Source organism: Enterobacter soli ATCC BAA-2102 (genome assembly GCF_001654845.1).
In the GTDB taxonomy this organism is placed as follows: domain Bacteria; phylum Pseudomonadota; class Gammaproteobacteria; order Enterobacterales; family Enterobacteriaceae; genus Enterobacter; species Enterobacter soli.
On record NZ_LXES01000047.1, the window covers coordinates 1 to 16,356 of the forward strand.

Here is a 16,356-nt window from a genome sequence, read left to right on the forward strand (position 1 = left end):
CCACCCTGGCGACCCGGGCTCCCGGCAAGAAAATCGCCGCTACGCGGTACCCTCAGCTTATTCCTTTCGGCTTTCGGGTCGGGCGCGATGAAGCATCCATGCAAGTCGCGCCCTCTCGGCGCATCCATGCGCCTCGCCCCGGCCTACAGGAAACGCTTCGGCGATTTTCAGCCGGACCATGGAGCCGCTGTAAGCCTTTTATTCCAAAGATGTAATGTTATCGCTGGATAACTGGAGATCCCTCTCCCAAAGGGAGAGGGAGAACACCTTCGGGCATCAGACCCATCATCAGAAGCTGTAGCTTGCTCCCAGTTGCCAGGTGCGGTCGCGACCTATCCAGCAGTTGCTGGCGTCGTAGCAGGTTAGCGTCTCTTTGTTGGTGATGTTCTGCGCGCTCATCTTCAGCGTCAGCCCCGCAAGTGACGGCAGCAACTCACCCATACGATAAGACGCCGCCAGGTCATACTGCGTGGTGCCGCCCAGTTTGCCCGCATCGTTGGCTGGCGAAATTTCCATTGGCCCGGTATAGCGGGCACCGGCACCAATATTCACCCCTTTCAGCGGGGTGCTGTCGAAAGTGTAATCGCCCCACAGGTTAAACGCATTCTCCGGCACCTGGGTTGGGCGTTTGCCTTTGTACTTATCATCTTCGGTATTAATCGCGTGGGTATACGCATAGTTGGCCACCAGCGTCAGGTTGTCCGTCGGGCGACTGGTTGCCGAAAGCTCCGCACCCTCAGATTCCACCTCGCCGGTCTGGCGGTAGTTCAGGAAACCGGGATCGGTTGTGACCACGTTCTTCTGGCGAATGTTAAACACCGAGGCAGTCAAGGTGGTCGCGAAGTCCTCCATGAGATACTTCACCCCGCCTTCCACCTGCTTACTGGTCGTTGGCTTCACATCCCGGGCCGTCAACGTGCCTTGCGGCGATACCGGGGCAAATCCTTCGGAGTAACTGATGAACGGCGATATGCCATTGTCGAAGGCATACAGCGCGCCCAGACGTTTGGTGACACGATCCTGTGAAACCCACGCTTTATCCCCGTTTTGCAGATAGTTGGTGGTCACAGAGCGGTAATCGTCATAACGCAGGCTACCCAGCAGGTTAAGGCCGCCAAAGACCACCTGATCCTGTACGTAGTAACCGTTCTGCTGATAGCTCAGACGGTTTTTCTGCGCAGTATATAAACCCAGCTCGCTTTCATGAATTTGTGAATAGTCCGGGTCGCGCATATCGATGCCCGGTGTGGCGGAGGCGTAGCGATAGTGGAAGTGGGAGTTCAGCTTCTGGTAGTCGAACCCTGCCAGCACATGATGTTGCCACTCACCGAGGGTTACCGTTTTGGTGACCTGGTTATCCATGTTGAAGCTCTGGAGGTCTTCATCCGTGGTATAGGCGAAGCGGTTAAGTTCATACACTTCACTTCCCTGCCCGGTGGAATAGGCGCTGCGCTGATGCGTATCCACATCGAAATAACGCACTTTCTGGCTGAAGCCCCAGCCACTGTCAAACGCATGTTCGAAGTGGTATCCGAGCATCCACTGCCGCTGTTTGAAACCGCTCCATTCGTCCCCGGCATAATCGCGACGTCCGGCATACTCAGAGCGCAGATAGGCTAGCGGCAACGGGTTAGACGGTGACAAACTCGGGGTGTTTTGCGCCAGAGCATCAATCGTGAGGCGCGTGTTGCTGTCTGGCTGCCAGGTAACGGACGGCGCCACCAGATAGTTTTCATAGCGCGTGGTGTGCGGCTGATCGTCATTTTCGGTGGCTTTACCCAACAGACGGTAATTCCAGTCGCTGTCGGCTATTTGCCCGGTCGAATCGAGATATCCCTCTTTCAGATTGCGGTTACCGGTAGTAAAGCCCAGCTCGGTTTTCGCCTCTTTTTGCGGCATCTTGCCCTGAATATTCACCAGGCCGCCCGGCGAGCCCCCGCCATACAACACTGAAGATGGCCCTTTCAGAATATCGACGCTCTCGATCAGCAGAGGATCGATGCGCGCTTTGGTGTTGCCGGTGACGTTGTAAGGCAGTTGCAGACCGTTGTAGAACTCCTGATCGACGGTAAAGCCGCGAATTTTATACTCGCTCATGTACGACGTATTACCGCGGACCTCGGTCGACACGCCCGGCGCATAGCGCAGGATCTCGTTCACCGAGTTCGCATGGCGTTGTTCAATCTCTTGTGCGGAGAGGGTATTGATGACTTGCGGGGTTTTACTTTCCGCCACCGCAGATTTGGTGGCACTGTTCGTCCAGACCGGCAGCACATCGCCCTGTGCTGAACCCGTAACCACAATTGTGGATTCTTCGGCAAAAGCCGCTCCCTGCAATGCCAGCGTCACGGCTCCTGCCAACGCACATAACGCAAAACGCGAAGTGATCATATTGTCGTCTAATTATTAAATGATATTAGGAACGACAATTATTATCATTTGCATAAACAAATCAATACCACCAAAGAAAACGGCCCTCCGAAGAGAGCCGTTTTTCACTATTCTTATGCTCTTCTGAGTAACCTGAACACGACCAGTACCACGATGGCGCCCACTACGGCAACCAGGAAACTGTGCATATTAAAACCACTCACGTTGCCTCCGAGGCCAAACATTGTTGCCAGCCAGCCACCAACAACTGCACCAACGACCCCGAGGACACAGGTCAAAATAAAGCCGCCACCATCACGCCCCGGCATGATAAGTTTGGCGATAGCGCCGGCAATAAGACCAAAGATAATCCAGGCGATGATACCCATAGCGATGCCCTCTTGCAGGTTTAACGCATACGCAGAAAACCTTCTGCACATGTACTCTAATTATAGGCTAAAGCCATAAAACCGATTTCATCTCACCGACTTAAATTGCTGCCGCCATGAAAAAAAACTCACCGGTTTGTATTAAGTTTCATTTCAGGCTGCCGATAACTCAAAGACAGTCTGTCACACATCGAGGAGCCATCTGGCGTGAGTAATTACAGTGAGCAGTTCCTGAAACAAAATCCGCTGGCTGTATTAGGGGTATTACGCGATCTGCAAAAAGGCGAGGTGCCACTGCGCATCAGTTGGGCAACCAATCAGTTTATCAGCAAAATCCTCGAAGCCTCGCCGGAGCGCCTGGTCATCGACCTGGGTAGCCAGGAGTACGAAAACCGCGCGGCACTTCGGGCAGAAAATATCGCGGTGATGGCTGAAACGCAGGGTGCAAAAGTTGAGTTTGTGCTGCCACGGCTGACACAGGGTGAATTCCAGGGCCTTCCTGCGTTTATCACCCCCCTGCCGACTAACCTGTGGTTTGTGCAACGCCGCGAATATTTTCGCATCAGCGCTCCGCTTCATCCGGCGTATTTTTGCAAGGCGCGAATGCCGGACAAGAAAGAGTTTCGCTTCCGCCTGTTTGATCTGTCCCTCGGCGGGATGGGCGCTTTAATGGACACGCCAAAACCCGACGGACTGGTCGAAGGAATGCGTTTTTCGCAAATTGAGCTGGATATGGGCGGCTGGGGGCGGTTCTATTTTGATGCCCAGTTGATTGCCATCAGCGAGCGCAAAGTGGTTGATAGCAAGAACGAAACCATCACCACCCCGCGTCTGAGCTTCCGTTTTCTGAATGTCGGACCAGGTGCAGAGCGGGAACTTCAGCGCATTATTTTCTCGCTGGAACGCGAAGCGCGGGAAAGAGCAAACAAAGTCCTGTGACAGATGTCGGGCAGCAGACCGCCGCCCGACGACGGCATTACATGGCATCCATCGCTTTCTGAACTTTCCAGATATAACGTGGAGCCTGTGGTGCCGGATGATTTTTCACCACATGTTCAAAGAACTCGTCTCTATCCATGCCGTTAATCTCGTCGATCGCTTCTTTCCGGTCAGATGAGAATGTCCTGAGCAACGCGCCCGCGCCATTCACGTAAGAGACCACCAGCGCATATTGCATCACTTCTGGATCTTCAATGCCTTTCAGCACGCCGTGTTCCAGAATGCTCAGATACGCCGTCCCCATTGAGATATTACGTTCCGGGTTTTTCAGCTCGCTGGTCGATGGCTGCCCGCTCCATCCCATATAGCGATAAACCTCTTTCCCGGCCGTCGACGCCTTCAGCTGCATCAGCCCCACCGCGTTAGATTTACTGACCAGGGTCGGATTACCGCCCGACTCCACTGCAATGATCGCCGTCACCAGACGCGGGCTCACGCCCCAGGCCTTTCCGGCTTGCTCGCTGATTGGCATCCACTGCATTGCCCGTTTAACAGGCACTTCCGGATTCCATGGCGGATTTTGGTAGTCATGTTTGGTACTACAGCCAGCAAGCAACACAATCAAAAAAGCAAACCATCTCAATTTCACGTCATCTATCCTTATAGCCGGTCATCGCGGTCACGCTGCCTCTTGAAGGCGGCATCGTGTAAGCGGCATGATATAGACAATTAGCTTCTCATTCAGCAAGGAATTGCCATGTCTCAGTTTCATCTCATCGCACCGTCGGGCTACTGCATTAACCAGGAGGCGGCACAGCGGGGCGTTCAGCGCTTACTGGAATCCGGCCATCAGGTAGAAAATCAGACGATTATCCCCCGCCGCCAGCAACGTTTTGCCGGGACGCAAGCGCAGAGACTGGATGATATCAACGGTCTGGTGAACCTGAAGGGTGAAAATAACATCGTGCTGGCAGTGCGAGGCGGGTACGGCGCCAGCCGGCTGCTGGAAAGCATCGACTGGGCGGGGCTGGCCAAACGCCAGCAGCAGCATCCCCTGCTGATTTGCGGCCACAGTGACTTCACGGTTATCCAGCTTGGCCTGCTGGCACTGAATAATGTCATTACTTTCAGCGGCCCGATGCTGGCCGGGAATTTTGGCGCACCAGAGCTTGATGCCTTTACCCAGGAGCATTTCTGGCGTGCCCTGCGCAACCCGACCTTCAGCATCGAGTGGCAAGGTAACGGGCCAGACTGGGAGTGTGAAGGAAAACTGTGGGGTGGAAATCTGGCGATGCTGGTGTCGCTGATTGGCACACCGTGGCTGCCGGATATTGATGACGGCATTCTGGTGCTTGAAGATATCAATGAGCACCCGTTCCGGGTCGAGCGAATGCTGCTTCAGCTTTATCATGCCGGTATTCTTGCGCGTCAGTCGGCTATCGTGCTCGGCAGTTTTAGCGGCTCCGCGCCGAATGAGTACGACGCGGGCTATTCTCTTGAAACGATGGTCGATTTTATCCGCTCCAGGCTGGATATTCCGGTGATAACCGGGCTGGCGTTTGGTCATGAACAACAAACGGTGACCCTTCCGCTTGGCGCGCAGGCTTTCCTGAAGCACGATAATTCAGGCAGTCGGTTAACAATAAGCGGCCATCCGGTCATAAAGGCATAAAAAAGCCGTTAAACCACCGCAATAAAACGCTGTATCTGCCGTTAATATGATAGGGTTTTAATAACAGATACAGCATTAAGGTGGGAGTACGACAACATTGGATGCCGCAGCGATAATCAGCCTATTCATTCTGGGTTCTGTCCTTGTAACCTGTAGTATTTTATTAAGTTCATTTTCTTCGCGCCTTGGCATCCCTATTCTTGTTATTTTCCTCGCTATCGGGATGTTGGCCGGTATAGATGGTATCGGCGGTATTCCTTTCGATAACTATCCCTTCGCTTATATGATCAGTAACCTCGCCCTGGCGGTCATTTTGCTGGACGGCGGGATGCGTACTCAGGCCAGTTCGTTTCGGGTCGCCTTAGGCCCGGCGCTTTCGCTTGCGACTGTCGGAGTGCTTATCACCTCAGGCCTGACCGGGATGATGGCAGCGTGGCTATTTCACCTCAACATCATGGAAGGCCTGCTGATTGGCGCAATTGTCGGCTCGACCGATGCGGCAGCGGTCTTTTCCCTGCTGGGCGGTAAAGGGCTGAACGAGCGTGTTGGCTCAACGCTTGAAATTGAATCCGGCAGTAACGATCCGATGGCGGTGTTCCTCACCATCACCCTGATTGAGATGATCCAGCAGCACGAAACCGGTTTAAGCTGGATGTTTGCCTGGCATATTTTGCAGCAGTTTGGTCTGGGGATTGTCATCGGCCTTTCCGGCGGCTATTTGCTACAGCAGATGATCAACCGCATCTCACTGCCTGCGGGGCTCTATCCGTTGCTGGCCCTGAGTGGCGGGATCCTTATTTTCGGCCTCACCACGGCGATGGACGGCAGCGGTATTCTGGCGGTCTATCTTTGCGGGTTCCTGCTGGGCAACCGCCCTATTCGTAACCGCCACGCCATTTTGCAGAACTTTGACGGGCTGGCCTGGCTTGCACAAATCGGCATGTTCCTGGTGCTGGGATTGCTGGTTACGCCATCCGACCTGCTGCCGATTGCCGTTCCGGCGTTGATCCTTTCTGCCTGGATGATTTTCTTTGCCCGCCCGCTGTCGGTCTTTGCCGGGCTGCTGCCGTTTCGCGGGTTCAACCTGCGCGAGCGTATTTTTATCAGCTGGGTGGGGTTGCGCGGCGCAGTGCCGATTATCCTTGCCGTGTTCCCGATGATGGCGGGTCTTGATAACTCGCGGTTGTTCTTTAACGTGGCCTTCTTCGTGGTGCTGGTGTCGCTGCTGTTCCAGGGCACATCGCTGGGATGGGCGGCCAAAAAAGCCAAAGTGGTGGTTCCGCCTGTCGGCTGGCCGGTCTCCCGCGTGGGGCTGGATATTCACCCGGAAAATCCGTGGGAACAGTTCGTCTATCAGCTGAGCGCTGACAAATGGTGCGTGGGCGCTTCGCTGCGCGATTTGCACATGCCTGCCGAAACGCGAATTGCAGCCCTGTTCCGCGATAATATTCTGCTGCACCCGACCGGCAGCACGCGCCTGCGCGAAGGCGATATTCTCTGCGTTATTGGCCGCGAGCGCGACCTTCCGGCATTAGGGAAGCTGTTCAGCCAGTCACCTCCTGTGGCGCTGGATCAGCGCTTCTTCGGTGATTTTATTCTGGAAGCCAACGCCAAATTTGCCGATGTCGCCCTGATTTACGGCCTGGATGAAGGTCTGGAGTACCGCGACAAGCAACAAACCCTGGGTGAGATTATCCAGCAGTTGTTGGGCGCGGCACCGGTTGTCGGTGACCAGGTGGAGTTTGCCGGGATGATCTGGACGGTTGCCGAGAAAGAAGATAATTCGGTACGTAAGGTCGGCGTAAGGCCGATGGAAGAAGACGCAGAGTAGTGGGTTTGTGCCGGGTGGCGCCAACGCCACCCGGCACAAAAACATGGTTACACTGTCACAACGGGTACTCTCGGTGCCAGCGCGCACATCAGTTCATACCCGATAGTCCCCGCCGCAGCGGCCACATCATCGATTTTAATCTCGTTCCCCCACAGCTCAACCGGCGAACCAATACCCGCCTGAGGGCACGGCGTTAAATCAACCGCCAGCATGTCCATCGAAACGGTTCCCACCGTGCCGGTGCGAACGCCATCAACCCAAACCGGCGTGCCCGATGGTGCGATGCGCGGATAGCCGTCAGCATAACCGCCTGCCACAATCCCGATACGCTGCTCGCCTGTCGCACGGTAACGGCTGCCGTAACCGACGGTATCCCCCGCTTTCAGCGTCTGCACGCCAATAATTTCACTGCGCAGGGTCATCACCGGTTTCAGGCCGCTGTTGGCAATATCCTGCCACTGGCCCGACGGAGAAGCGCCGTACAGAATAATCCCCGGACGCACCCAGTTATAGTGTGCTTCAGGGTGCCAGAGCGTGGCCGCTGAATTGGAAAGCGAACGCGGGCAATCCAGCCCTTCGGCGGCCTGCCCGATACGCGTCATGGCGTCGGCAATACCATCCGGTTTTTCTGCATCGGCGAAATGCGCCATTAACGTCATTTCACCCACATTTTGCAGGGCGCGGAGTTGCTGCCAGACCGTATGCACCCGCTCAGGCTGGAAGCCCAGACGGTTCATGCCGCTGTTCATTTTGACGTAAATATCCAGTGGGGCATGTAATTTCGCATTTTGCAGCGCTTTGATTTGCCAGTTACTGTGTACGCTGGTGGTCAGGCGGTACTTATCCAGTAACGGCAGATCGTCGGCGTGGAAGAACCCTTCCAGCAGCAGTATCGGCCCTTTCCAGCCGCGCTCGCGCAGTAAAATGGCTTCTTCCAGATTCAGTAAGGCAAAGCCGTCAGTGCTGCTGAGCGCGCTCCAGATGCGATCAATACCGTGGCCGTAGGCGTTAGCTTTGACAACCGACCATACACGCGAGCCTGGCGCTGCACGACGAACAATCTGGAGGTTATCCTTCAGCGCCTTCAGATCCAGCTGAGCCAGAATAGGACGGGACATGACAACTCCTTGTTAATTATGCGCGCCGTGCAGGTGCTGTGGGCGCGATGGGGTAAACCCCGATTGATAACGCGCGGCACTTAAATCGTCAAACGGAATCGCCGGTGTACGCCCGGAAATCAGGTCGCTCAACAGCTGGCCCGAACCGCAGGCCATCGTCCAGCCCAGCGTTCCGTGGCCCGTGTTGGTCCACAGATTTTTAAACGGTGTACGCCCAACGATCGGCGTGCCGTCTGGCGTCATAGGGCGCAGTCCGGTCCAGAATGTCGCCTGCTCAACAAAGCCGCCACGCGGGAACAGATCGCCCACCACCATCTCCAGCGTTTCACGACGAGGCTGTAACAGCTCCGTGTTAAAGCCCACGATTTCGGCCATTCCGCCCACGCGAATACGGTTGTCAAAACGGGTGATCGCAATCTTGTAGGTTTCATCAAGAATAGTTGATACCGGCGCGCCGCTTTCCTCTTTGACCGGAATGGTCAGCGAGTAGCCTTTCAGCGGATAGACCGGAATATCAAGAATGCCTTTCAGCATCGCGGTGGAGTACGAGCCAAACGCCATGACGTAAGCATCAGCTTTAATCACTTCGTCACCGCACTTCACGCCGTAGATATTTTCACCTTCTGACAGCAGCTTATCAACGGAGGTGTTAAAGCGGAATTTCACCCCTGCCTGTTCGCACATCGCGGCCAGACGCTGAGTAAACAGCTGACAGTCGCCGGTTTCGTCATTCGGCAAACGCAACCCGCCGGTCAGCTTGTGTGCGACTTCAGCCAGCGCCGGTTCAACCTGCGCCAGCTGGCTGGCTTCCAGCAGCTGATACGGCACGCCGGCGTCTTCTAGCACGGCGATATCCCGCGTGGCGTTTTCGTACTGCTGCGCGGTACGGAACAGCTGCAACGTGCCGCCCTGACGGCCTTCGTACTCAATACCGGTAGAGGCACGCAGCGCTTTCAGGCAGTCACGGCTGTATTCCGCCAGGCGAACCATACGGCCTTTGTTTTCCATGTAATGGCGGGTGTCGCAGTTGCGCAGCATCTGCCACATCCACTTGAGCTGGAATTGCGAGCCATCAAGGCTAATCGCCAGCGGCGCATGGCGCTGGAACATCCATTTGATCGCCTTCAGCGGCACACCCGGAGCGGCCCACGGTGCTGCATAGCCCGGAGAGATCTGTCCGGCGTTCGCCGCACTGGTTTCCAGTGCCGGGCCGGGTTCCCTGTCGATAACGGTAACGTCATGTCCCGCCTGACTTAAATACCAGGCGCTGGTTACCCCAACGACACCACTTCCCAGTATGACAACACGCATAGCCAACTCCATTATGTGCAAAAGAACAATCTTCTAATTACAGATTGATAACCTAGTTGAAAATATTATTCAACATACGACTTTTTTATGGTGACTTATCTCACATCTTCCCCTGTATACAGGGATAGGGCTTATTTGGGATCTCCTGCTGCGCGTTATTTTTAACCAGCATAAAATATTGCAGGGACGGGTTTTTTACCCGTTTCAAAAACGGGAAATCGCAAAGAAAAAATTTCTGCGCCAGCACGCTTTTGAATGCGTTGTTCTATGCTTGAAAAGAGGCTCTCCAGACAGAGAGAGCACCAACAACGAGGGCGCGCTAATGGCTACTATTGATTCCATATCCAAGGGCAGCACACGTCTGAGCGATGGACCCGACTGGACCTTTGAGTTGCTGGATGTCTACCTGGCCGAGATCGACCGGGTGGCAAAACTGTATCGCCTGGATACCTACCCCCATCAGATTGAAGTGATTACCTCCGAACAAATGATGGATGCCTACTCAAGCGTTGGGATGCCTATCAACTATCCGCACTGGTCGTTTGGTAAAAAATTCATTGAAACCGAGCGGTTGTACAAACACGGACAGCAAGGGCTGGCGTATGAAATCGTCATTAACTCCAACCCGTGTATCGCTTATCTGATGGAAGAGAACACCATTACCATGCAGGCACTGGTTATGGCCCATGCCTGCTACGGGCATAACTCGTTTTTCAAGAATAACTATCTTTTCCGCAGCTGGACGGATGCCAGCTCGATAGTCGACTATTTGATTTTCGCCCGTAAATACATCACCGAATGCGAAGAACGCTATGGGGTAGATGAAGTTGAGAAATTGCTCGACTCCTGCCACGCGCTGATGAACTACGGGGTGGATCGTTACAAACGTCCGCAGAAGATCTCTTTGCAGGAGGAGAAAGCCCGGCAGAAAAGCCGTGAAGAATATCTGCAAAGCCAGGTGAATATGCTGTGGCGTACCCTGCCGAAACGTGAAGAAGAGAAAACGGTGACGGAGGCGCGCCGTTATCCATCTGAGCCGCAGGAGAACCTGCTCTACTTTATGGAGAAAAACGCGCCGCTGCTGGAACCGTGGCAGCGTGAGATCCTGCGCATTGTGCGCAAGGTGAGCCAGTATTTCTATCCGCAAAAACAGACCCAGGTAATGAACGAAGGCTGGGCCACCTTCTGGCACTACACCATCCTTAACCATCTGTACGATGAAGGGAAAGTCACCGAGCGGTTTATGATGGAATTCCTGCACAGCCACACCAATGTGGTGTTCCAGCCGCCGTACAACAGCCCGTGGTACAGCGGTATTAACCCATATGCGCTCGGCTTTGCGATGTTCCAGGACATTAAACGTATTTGCCAGTCACCAACGGAAGAAGACAAATACTGGTTCCCGGATATCGCCGGCTCTGACTGGCTGCAAACACTGCATTTTGCGATGCGTGACTTTAAGGACGAGAGTTTTATCAGCCAGTTTATGTCGCCGAAGATCATGCGTGACTTCCGCTTCTTTACCGTACTGGATGATGACCGGAATAATTATCTGGAAATTTCCGCTATCCATAACGAAGAGGGATACCGCGAGATCCGCTCCCGCCTCTCTTCCCAGTACAACCTGAGCAACCTCGAACCAAACATCCAGGTGTGGAATGTGGATTTACGCGGCGACCGCTCGCTGACGCTGCGCTACATTCCGCATAACCGCGCGCCGCTGGATAAAGGCCGCAAAGAGGTGCTGAAACATGTGCACCGCCTGTGGGGGTTTGACGTGTTGCTGGAGCAGCAGAACGAAGACGGTAGCGTGGAGCTGCTGGAACGCTGCCCGGCACGGTTAAATACGCTGTAGTTGCCGGGTGGCGGCTACGGGTTTTGTAGGCCCGGTAAGCGAAGCGCCACCGGGCGAAAAAAAACCTCTCAACTGAGAGGTTTTTTATTTTAGCGGCCCTGGATAACCAGGTCGCCAGGCAACGTTTTCTGCATCCGGTGCCAGATCTCGCCGGAGTCGCGTCCGTAGCGACGCACGGTTTCATAAACCTGATCGTGCATACCTGATGAGCACAGCTCGCTCAGCTTGTGATAGAACCCCAGCGCCAGGCTACGGGCTTCCGGGTTCGCAAAATAGTGACGACCAATACGGGTGTACAGCCCTTTCATCCCATTGAGGATCAGTCCGTAAATCGGGTTACCTGATGCGAACGCCAGCCCACGGAATACGTTGTAATCGAGGGTGGCAAAGGCATCGGCATGATCTTCAACCGCTTTTGCGCTTTCCAGCACTTCCAGCGCGTTATCCGGATGCTGGCGGAACGCCGTACGGATAAAGATGGTGGCAATGTTGGTACGAACGGACAACAGGTTATCAATCAGCTGCGGCACGCTTTCGTGATCAAGACGCGCGAGCGTTTCAAGAATATTCAGCCCGGACGTTTCCCAGAAGTTGTTTACTTTTGTTGGCTTGCCGTGCTGAATCGTCAACCAGCCATCACGCGCCAGTCGCTGAAGAACTTCTCGCAACGTGGTACGGGTGACGCCAATCAGTTCAGAGAGTTCGCGTTCAGCAGGAAGAATTGACCCCGCAGGGAAACGATTATTCCAGATGCTTTCAATGATGTACTCTTCCGCGAAACCCGCCGGGCTCTGCGCCTTAATGACCATAGTGAGATTTCCATTACACAGCTTTAGCAAATTGGACTCATCATACCAGAGGCTAGTACCGGCAGGTAGCGCAGCAGCGCGAGAAAAGAGGGATCGCCGTTTCATTTTTGTGAAATTTACAATACGGCCTTATTGCCCTCCTGGGTGTTGAATTTGCGTATACTTATGCTTTGGTTGTCTTGATGGAGAGGGAAATCTGTAGTGGAAATCTCATTTGGGCGCGCACTGTGGCGCAATTTTTTAGGCCAGTCACCTGACTGGTACAAACTGGCACTCCTGGTGTTTCTGGTCGTTAACCCTATCATTTTTATCGTCAGCCCCTTTTTTGCCGGGTGGCTGCTGGTTGCAGAATTCATCTTCACTCTGGCAATGGCACTGAAATGCTATCCATTACTGCCTGGCGGCTTGCTGGCATTTGAAGCGGTGGTCATCGGTATGACCAGTGCCGAACATGTAAAAGAAGAGCTGGCATCGAATCTTGAAGTGCTTCTGCTGCTGATGTTTATGGTGGCTGGCATCTATTTCATGAAACAGCTTCTGCTGTTTATTTTCACGCGCCTGCTGTTGAGCATTCCTTCGAAAACGCTGCTCTCGCTCGCCTTCTGCCTTGCCGCAGCCTTCCTGTCTGCGTTTCTCGATGCCTTAACGGTGGTCGCGGTAGTGATAAGCGTGGCGGTCGGTTTTTACGGTATCTACCACCGGGTTGCCTCATCCCGCCAGGGCGATGATCTCCAGGACGACAGCCACATTGACGCACATAATCGTGTGGTGCTGGAGCAGTTCCGCGCCTTCCTGCGCAGCCTGATGATGCACGCCGGTGTCGGTACCGCGTTGGGCGGCGTAATGACCATGGTCGGTGAACCGCAAAACCTGATCATCGCGAAAGCCGCAGGCTGGCATTTCGGCGAGTTCTTCATGCGCATGGCGCCTGTCAGCGTACCGGTGCTTTTCTGCGGCCTGGCCACCTGTATTCTGGTCGAGAAATTCAGCGTCTTTGGTTATGGCGCAAAACTCCCGGAACCGGTACTTCAGGAGTTACGCAAATTTGACCAGCAGAGTCGCAGCCAGCGCACCCGGCAGGAAACATTGCGCCTTATCGCCCAAGGGATTATCGGCGTATGGCTTATCGCCGCACTGGCGTTCCATCTCGCGGAAGTGGGCTTAATCGGCCTGTCGGTGATTATTCTGGCCACGTCGTTTACCGGCGTGACAGACGAACATGCTATCGGCAAAGCGTTTACCGAAGCCCTGCCGTTTACCGCACTGCTGGCGGTATTTTTCGCGGTTGTGGCGGTCATTATTGACCAGCAGCTGTTCTCACCGATTATCGCCTTTGTGCTCCAGGCAGCCCCTGATTCGCAGCTGACGCTCTTCTACCTGTTTAACGGCCTGTTGTCGTCTATTTCGGATAACGTCTTTGTCGGCACCGTTTATATCAATGAAGCAAAAGCCGCGATGGAACATGGCGCTATCAGCGCCGGGCAGTTTGAACTGCTTGCGGTCGCGATTAATACCGGGACAAATCTGCCTTCCGTCGCGACACCGAATGGACAGGCGGCCTTTTTATTCCTGCTGACGTCTGCCCTCGCCCCACTCATACGACTTTCTTATGGAAGAATGGTATGGATGGCGCTGCCATATACGCTGGTGCTGACACTCGTGGGATTGCTTTGCGTCAAAATTACCCTCATTCCCTATACGCACTGGTTGCTACAAGCAGGTATACTTGCGGCGCAGTAAATCAGGCATATCGGGCAGTTCGCTGCCCGTTTGCGTTTTCGCATGATAAACATCCGATTACGCTTTAATTCGCAAGGCACAGGTGGCGCAAGGAACGAATTCGTTTACACTGCGCTTTCTAAGCATGTTCCAGGGAAATGATTATGTTGAGATTTTTAAACCAGTGCTCTCGCGGTCGCGGAGCGTGGTTGTTGATGGCCCTGACCGCCTTTGCGCTGGAAATGGTCGCTTTGTGGTTCCAGCATGTTATGGGGCTTAAGCCTTGTGTGCTGTGTATCTACGAGCGTTGCGCACTGTTCGGCATTATGGGTGCGGGTCTGGTTGGGGCGATTGCGCCAAAATCCCCGCTTCGCTATGCCGGCCTCGCCATCTGGATTTACAGCGCCTGGAAAGGCATTGAGCTGTCCTGGCAGCACACCATGATGCAGCTGCATCCGTCACCGTTTATGACCTGTGATTTTGCCGCCCGCTTCCCGAGCTGGCTGCCGCTGGATAAATGGTTGCCACAGGTGTTCGTGGCGTCCGGTGACTGTTCTGTGCGTCAGTGGGAATTCCTGACACTGGAGATGCCTCAGTGGCTGGTAGGGATTTTTGTGGCTTACTTTGTGGTAGCGCTGCTGGTGCTGATTGCTCAGCCGTTCAAACCGAAGAAACGTGATTTGTTTGGGCGCTAATTTGCCCAGCGGCGCTTCGCTTACATGGGCCTACGGTTTTGTAGGTCGGGTAAGCGCAGCGCTACCCGACACAGCACACCACATAAAAAAACCCGCCTCGGCGGGTTTTCTCGTATCAACGGTTGGGATGATTCATGATGTGGTCTTCCCAGTCCCGCACCTCTGACTCTTTCACCGCAATATGACGCACGGAAATACGCTCGCCGTGCATCGCCGCTTTTGACCCCGTCAGCAACGGATGCCACTTCGGCAGAGCCTGCCCTTCCGCCAACAGACGATAGGCGCAGGTATGCGGCAGCCATTCGAAAGTTGGCAGGTTATCACGGGTTAACTTGATGCAGTCCGGCTCGAACTCGAAGCGACGTTCATAATTGCGGCACTGGCAGGTTTTAATGTTCAGCTGTTTGCAGGCAACGTTGGTGAAATAGATCTCGTCTGAGTCTTCATCCATCAGCTTATGCAGGCAGCACTGCCCGCAGCCATCGCACAACGATTCCCACTCCTCGTCGGTCATTTCGTCGAGAGTTTTGCTTTGCCAGAAAGGAATGTCGTTCATCAGGATGTCCACACGTCAAAAGAAAGCGCACCTTATAACGAGTCTGGCACGTTGATGCAAGTTTTGCCGCCCGAAGAAGGCGGCAAGTTGCTTTTACAGCACGCGGGTTTTCAGCGACTGGCCGTTAAAACTCACTTCCAGTTCGTCACCGCTGTTAAGCGGGCCAACACCTTCTGGCGTACCGGTCAGGATCACATCTCCCGGTTTCAGGGTGAAGAAACGGCTCATATAGGCAATCAGCGGCAGGATCTTGTGGATCATATCGGCAGTGGTACCTTGCTGGCGGAATTCACCGTTAACCTTCAGGTAAAGTGGCGTATCCTGCGGGTCAGCAGTGAACTCGCCCACTGGCACAAAACCGGAGATCGGGCAGGAATTATCAAACCCTTTGGCCTTTTCCCACGGCTGCCCGGCTTTTTTCATTTTGCCCTGCACATCACGCAGCGTGAGGTCCAGCGCAACGCCGTAGCCAGCAATCGCTTTTTGCACGTGCTCTTCAGAGGCCTGACGCAGGGTTGCGCCAATCAGTACGGCCAGCTCCACTTCGTGATGAACTGAACCTAACCCCTGTGGCAACGCCAGCGGCTGGCGAATGTCGCAAAGCGCAGTTTCCGGTTTAATGAACAGCACCGGCTCGTCTGGCGTGGCACTGCCCATTTCCTGAATGTGTTTCGCATAATTGCTGCCAACGCAGACAACTTTGCTGACGGGATAATCCAGTAATGCACCTTGCCAGTTATGATGTTGATACATTTACGACCCCTAAACGGTTGATGTGTTGTTCCCGGGCCTACCCGGGACTATTTCTTTCCGTTCACCTCAAGATGCTGTTTTAATAAATTCTCGGGTGGTGGCGGAAGCTGTAAATAATAGCCCTGTTCAGCTAATGCTGATTTCACTTTTTCCAGATCGGCATTAACCAGTTTCTTTCGCCCATCCAGCGGCAACAGCATCGCCAGCTGCGGACGGCCGAAGCTTTTCATTAATTCTTCAGGCACGCGGGAGAAATCGTCTTTCTTTTCGACATAAAGGTAGGTCTGGTCGCGGCTGGTACTTCTGTAGATCACACAAAACATGTTTTTACTCTGAATT

14 protein-coding genes and 2 pseudogenes are annotated in these 16,356 nt (G+C 54.2%); 6 read left to right on the plus strand and 10 right to left on the minus strand.

All coding sequences use genetic code 11. The features are described 5' to 3' along the window. Window positions 1-288 precede the first annotated feature (288 nt). Entirely contained in the window at window positions 289-2,391 is a 2,103-nt protein-coding gene (locus M987_RS18450) for a TonB-dependent siderophore receptor (RefSeq protein WP_014070623.1), read from the minus strand. Window positions 2,392-2,504: 113 nt separating this feature from the next. Beyond that, window positions 2,505-2,759, minus strand: a complete 255-nt coding sequence (locus tag M987_RS18455; RefSeq protein ID WP_014070624.1) for a GlsB/YeaQ/YmgE family stress response membrane protein — start codon at window positions 2,757-2,759, stop codon at window positions 2,505-2,507. A 207-nt stretch (window positions 2,760-2,966) separates the two neighbouring features. On the opposite strand from M987_RS18455, the gene ycgR reads away from it, so the two are divergent. Then, on the plus strand, window positions 2,967-3,698 hold the full coding sequence (ycgR, locus tag M987_RS18460) for a flagellar brake protein YcgR (protein WP_014070625.1): 732 nt from the start codon (window positions 2,967-2,969) through the stop codon (window positions 3,696-3,698). A 37-nt stretch (window positions 3,699-3,735) separates the two neighbouring features. Here ycgR and emtA read toward each other — a convergent pair whose 3' ends face one another. Then, entirely contained in the window at window positions 3,736-4,347 is a 612-nt protein-coding gene (gene emtA / locus M987_RS18465; protein WP_014070626.1) for a membrane-bound lytic murein transglycosylase EmtA, read from the minus strand. A 108-nt stretch (window positions 4,348-4,455) separates the two neighbouring features. Between emtA and ldcA the strand changes: the two genes are divergently transcribed. Continuing rightward, window positions 4,456-5,370, plus strand: coding sequence for a muramoyltetrapeptide carboxypeptidase (ldcA, locus tag M987_RS18470; protein WP_014070627.1), 915 nt, complete (start codon window positions 4,456-4,458; stop codon window positions 5,368-5,370). Between the two features lie 97 nt (window positions 5,371-5,467). Then, window positions 5,468-7,135, plus strand: a pseudogene (locus tag M987_RS18475) (potassium/proton antiporter); the annotation flags it as partial. A 3-nt stretch (window positions 7,136-7,138) separates the two neighbouring features. On the opposite strand, the pseudogene M987_RS25320 reads toward M987_RS18475, so the two are convergent. From M987_RS25320 to M987_RS18485, 3 genes and pseudogenes are all read right to left on the minus strand, one after another. Continuing rightward, window positions 7,139-7,246, minus strand: a pseudogene (locus M987_RS25320) (hypothetical protein); the annotation flags it as partial. Window positions 7,247-7,248: 2 nt separating this feature from the next. Next, entirely contained in the window at window positions 7,249-8,319 is a 1,071-nt protein-coding gene (gene dadX, locus M987_RS18480; RefSeq protein ID WP_014070629.1) for a catabolic alanine racemase DadX, read from the minus strand. Between the two features lie 12 nt (window positions 8,320-8,331). Continuing rightward, on the minus strand, window positions 8,332-9,630 hold the full coding sequence (locus M987_RS18485) for a D-amino acid dehydrogenase (RefSeq protein WP_014070630.1): 1,299 nt from the start codon (window positions 9,628-9,630) through the stop codon (window positions 8,332-8,334). A 322-nt stretch (window positions 9,631-9,952) separates the two neighbouring features. Here M987_RS18485 and M987_RS18495 point away from each other — a divergent pair, with 322 nt between their 5' ends. Beyond that, window positions 9,953-11,485 carry a SpoVR family protein gene (locus tag M987_RS18495; protein WP_014070631.1) on the plus strand — a complete coding sequence of 511 codons (1,533 nt, stop codon included), beginning with the start codon at window positions 9,953-9,955 and terminating at the stop codon, window positions 11,483-11,485. Between the two features lie 89 nt (window positions 11,486-11,574). Here M987_RS18495 and fadR read toward each other — a convergent pair whose 3' ends face one another. Then, window positions 11,575-12,294 carry a fatty acid metabolism transcriptional regulator FadR gene (fadR, locus tag M987_RS18500; protein WP_014070632.1) on the minus strand — a complete coding sequence of 240 codons (720 nt, stop codon included), beginning with the start codon at window positions 12,292-12,294 and terminating at the stop codon, window positions 11,575-11,577. Window positions 12,295-12,495: 201 nt separating this feature from the next. Between fadR and nhaB the strand changes: the two genes are divergently transcribed. Next, window positions 12,496-14,034: a Na(+)/H(+) antiporter NhaB gene (gene nhaB / locus M987_RS18505; RefSeq protein WP_014070633.1), complete on the plus strand. Its 1,539-nt coding sequence runs from the start codon at window positions 12,496-12,498 to the stop codon at window positions 14,032-14,034. A 143-nt stretch (window positions 14,035-14,177) separates the two neighbouring features. Next, window positions 14,178-14,708: a disulfide bond formation protein DsbB gene (dsbB, locus tag M987_RS18510; RefSeq protein ID WP_014070634.1), complete on the plus strand. Its 531-nt coding sequence runs from the start codon at window positions 14,178-14,180 to the stop codon at window positions 14,706-14,708. 115 nt (window positions 14,709-14,823) lie between these two features. On the opposite strand, the gene M987_RS18515 is transcribed toward dsbB, so the two are convergent. The 3 genes from M987_RS18515 to M987_RS18525 all read right to left on the minus strand — a co-directional run bounded on the left by M987_RS18515 (window position 14,824) and on the right by M987_RS18525 (window position 16,340). Continuing rightward, window positions 14,824-15,264 (minus strand): YcgN family cysteine cluster protein, encoded by a 441-nt coding sequence (locus M987_RS18515; protein ID WP_014070635.1) that lies wholly within the window; start codon window positions 15,262-15,264, stop codon window positions 14,824-14,826. Window positions 15,265-15,357: 93 nt separating this feature from the next. Next, window positions 15,358-16,017 (minus strand): fumarylacetoacetate hydrolase family protein, encoded by a 660-nt coding sequence (locus tag M987_RS18520; RefSeq protein WP_014070636.1) that lies wholly within the window; start codon window positions 16,015-16,017, stop codon window positions 15,358-15,360. A gap of 47 nt (window positions 16,018-16,064) precedes the next feature. Further along, window positions 16,065-16,340 (minus strand): YcgL domain-containing protein, encoded by a 276-nt coding sequence (locus tag M987_RS18525; protein ID WP_014070637.1) that lies wholly within the window; start codon window positions 16,338-16,340, stop codon window positions 16,065-16,067. Between the last annotated feature and the right edge of the window lie 16 nt (window positions 16,341-16,356).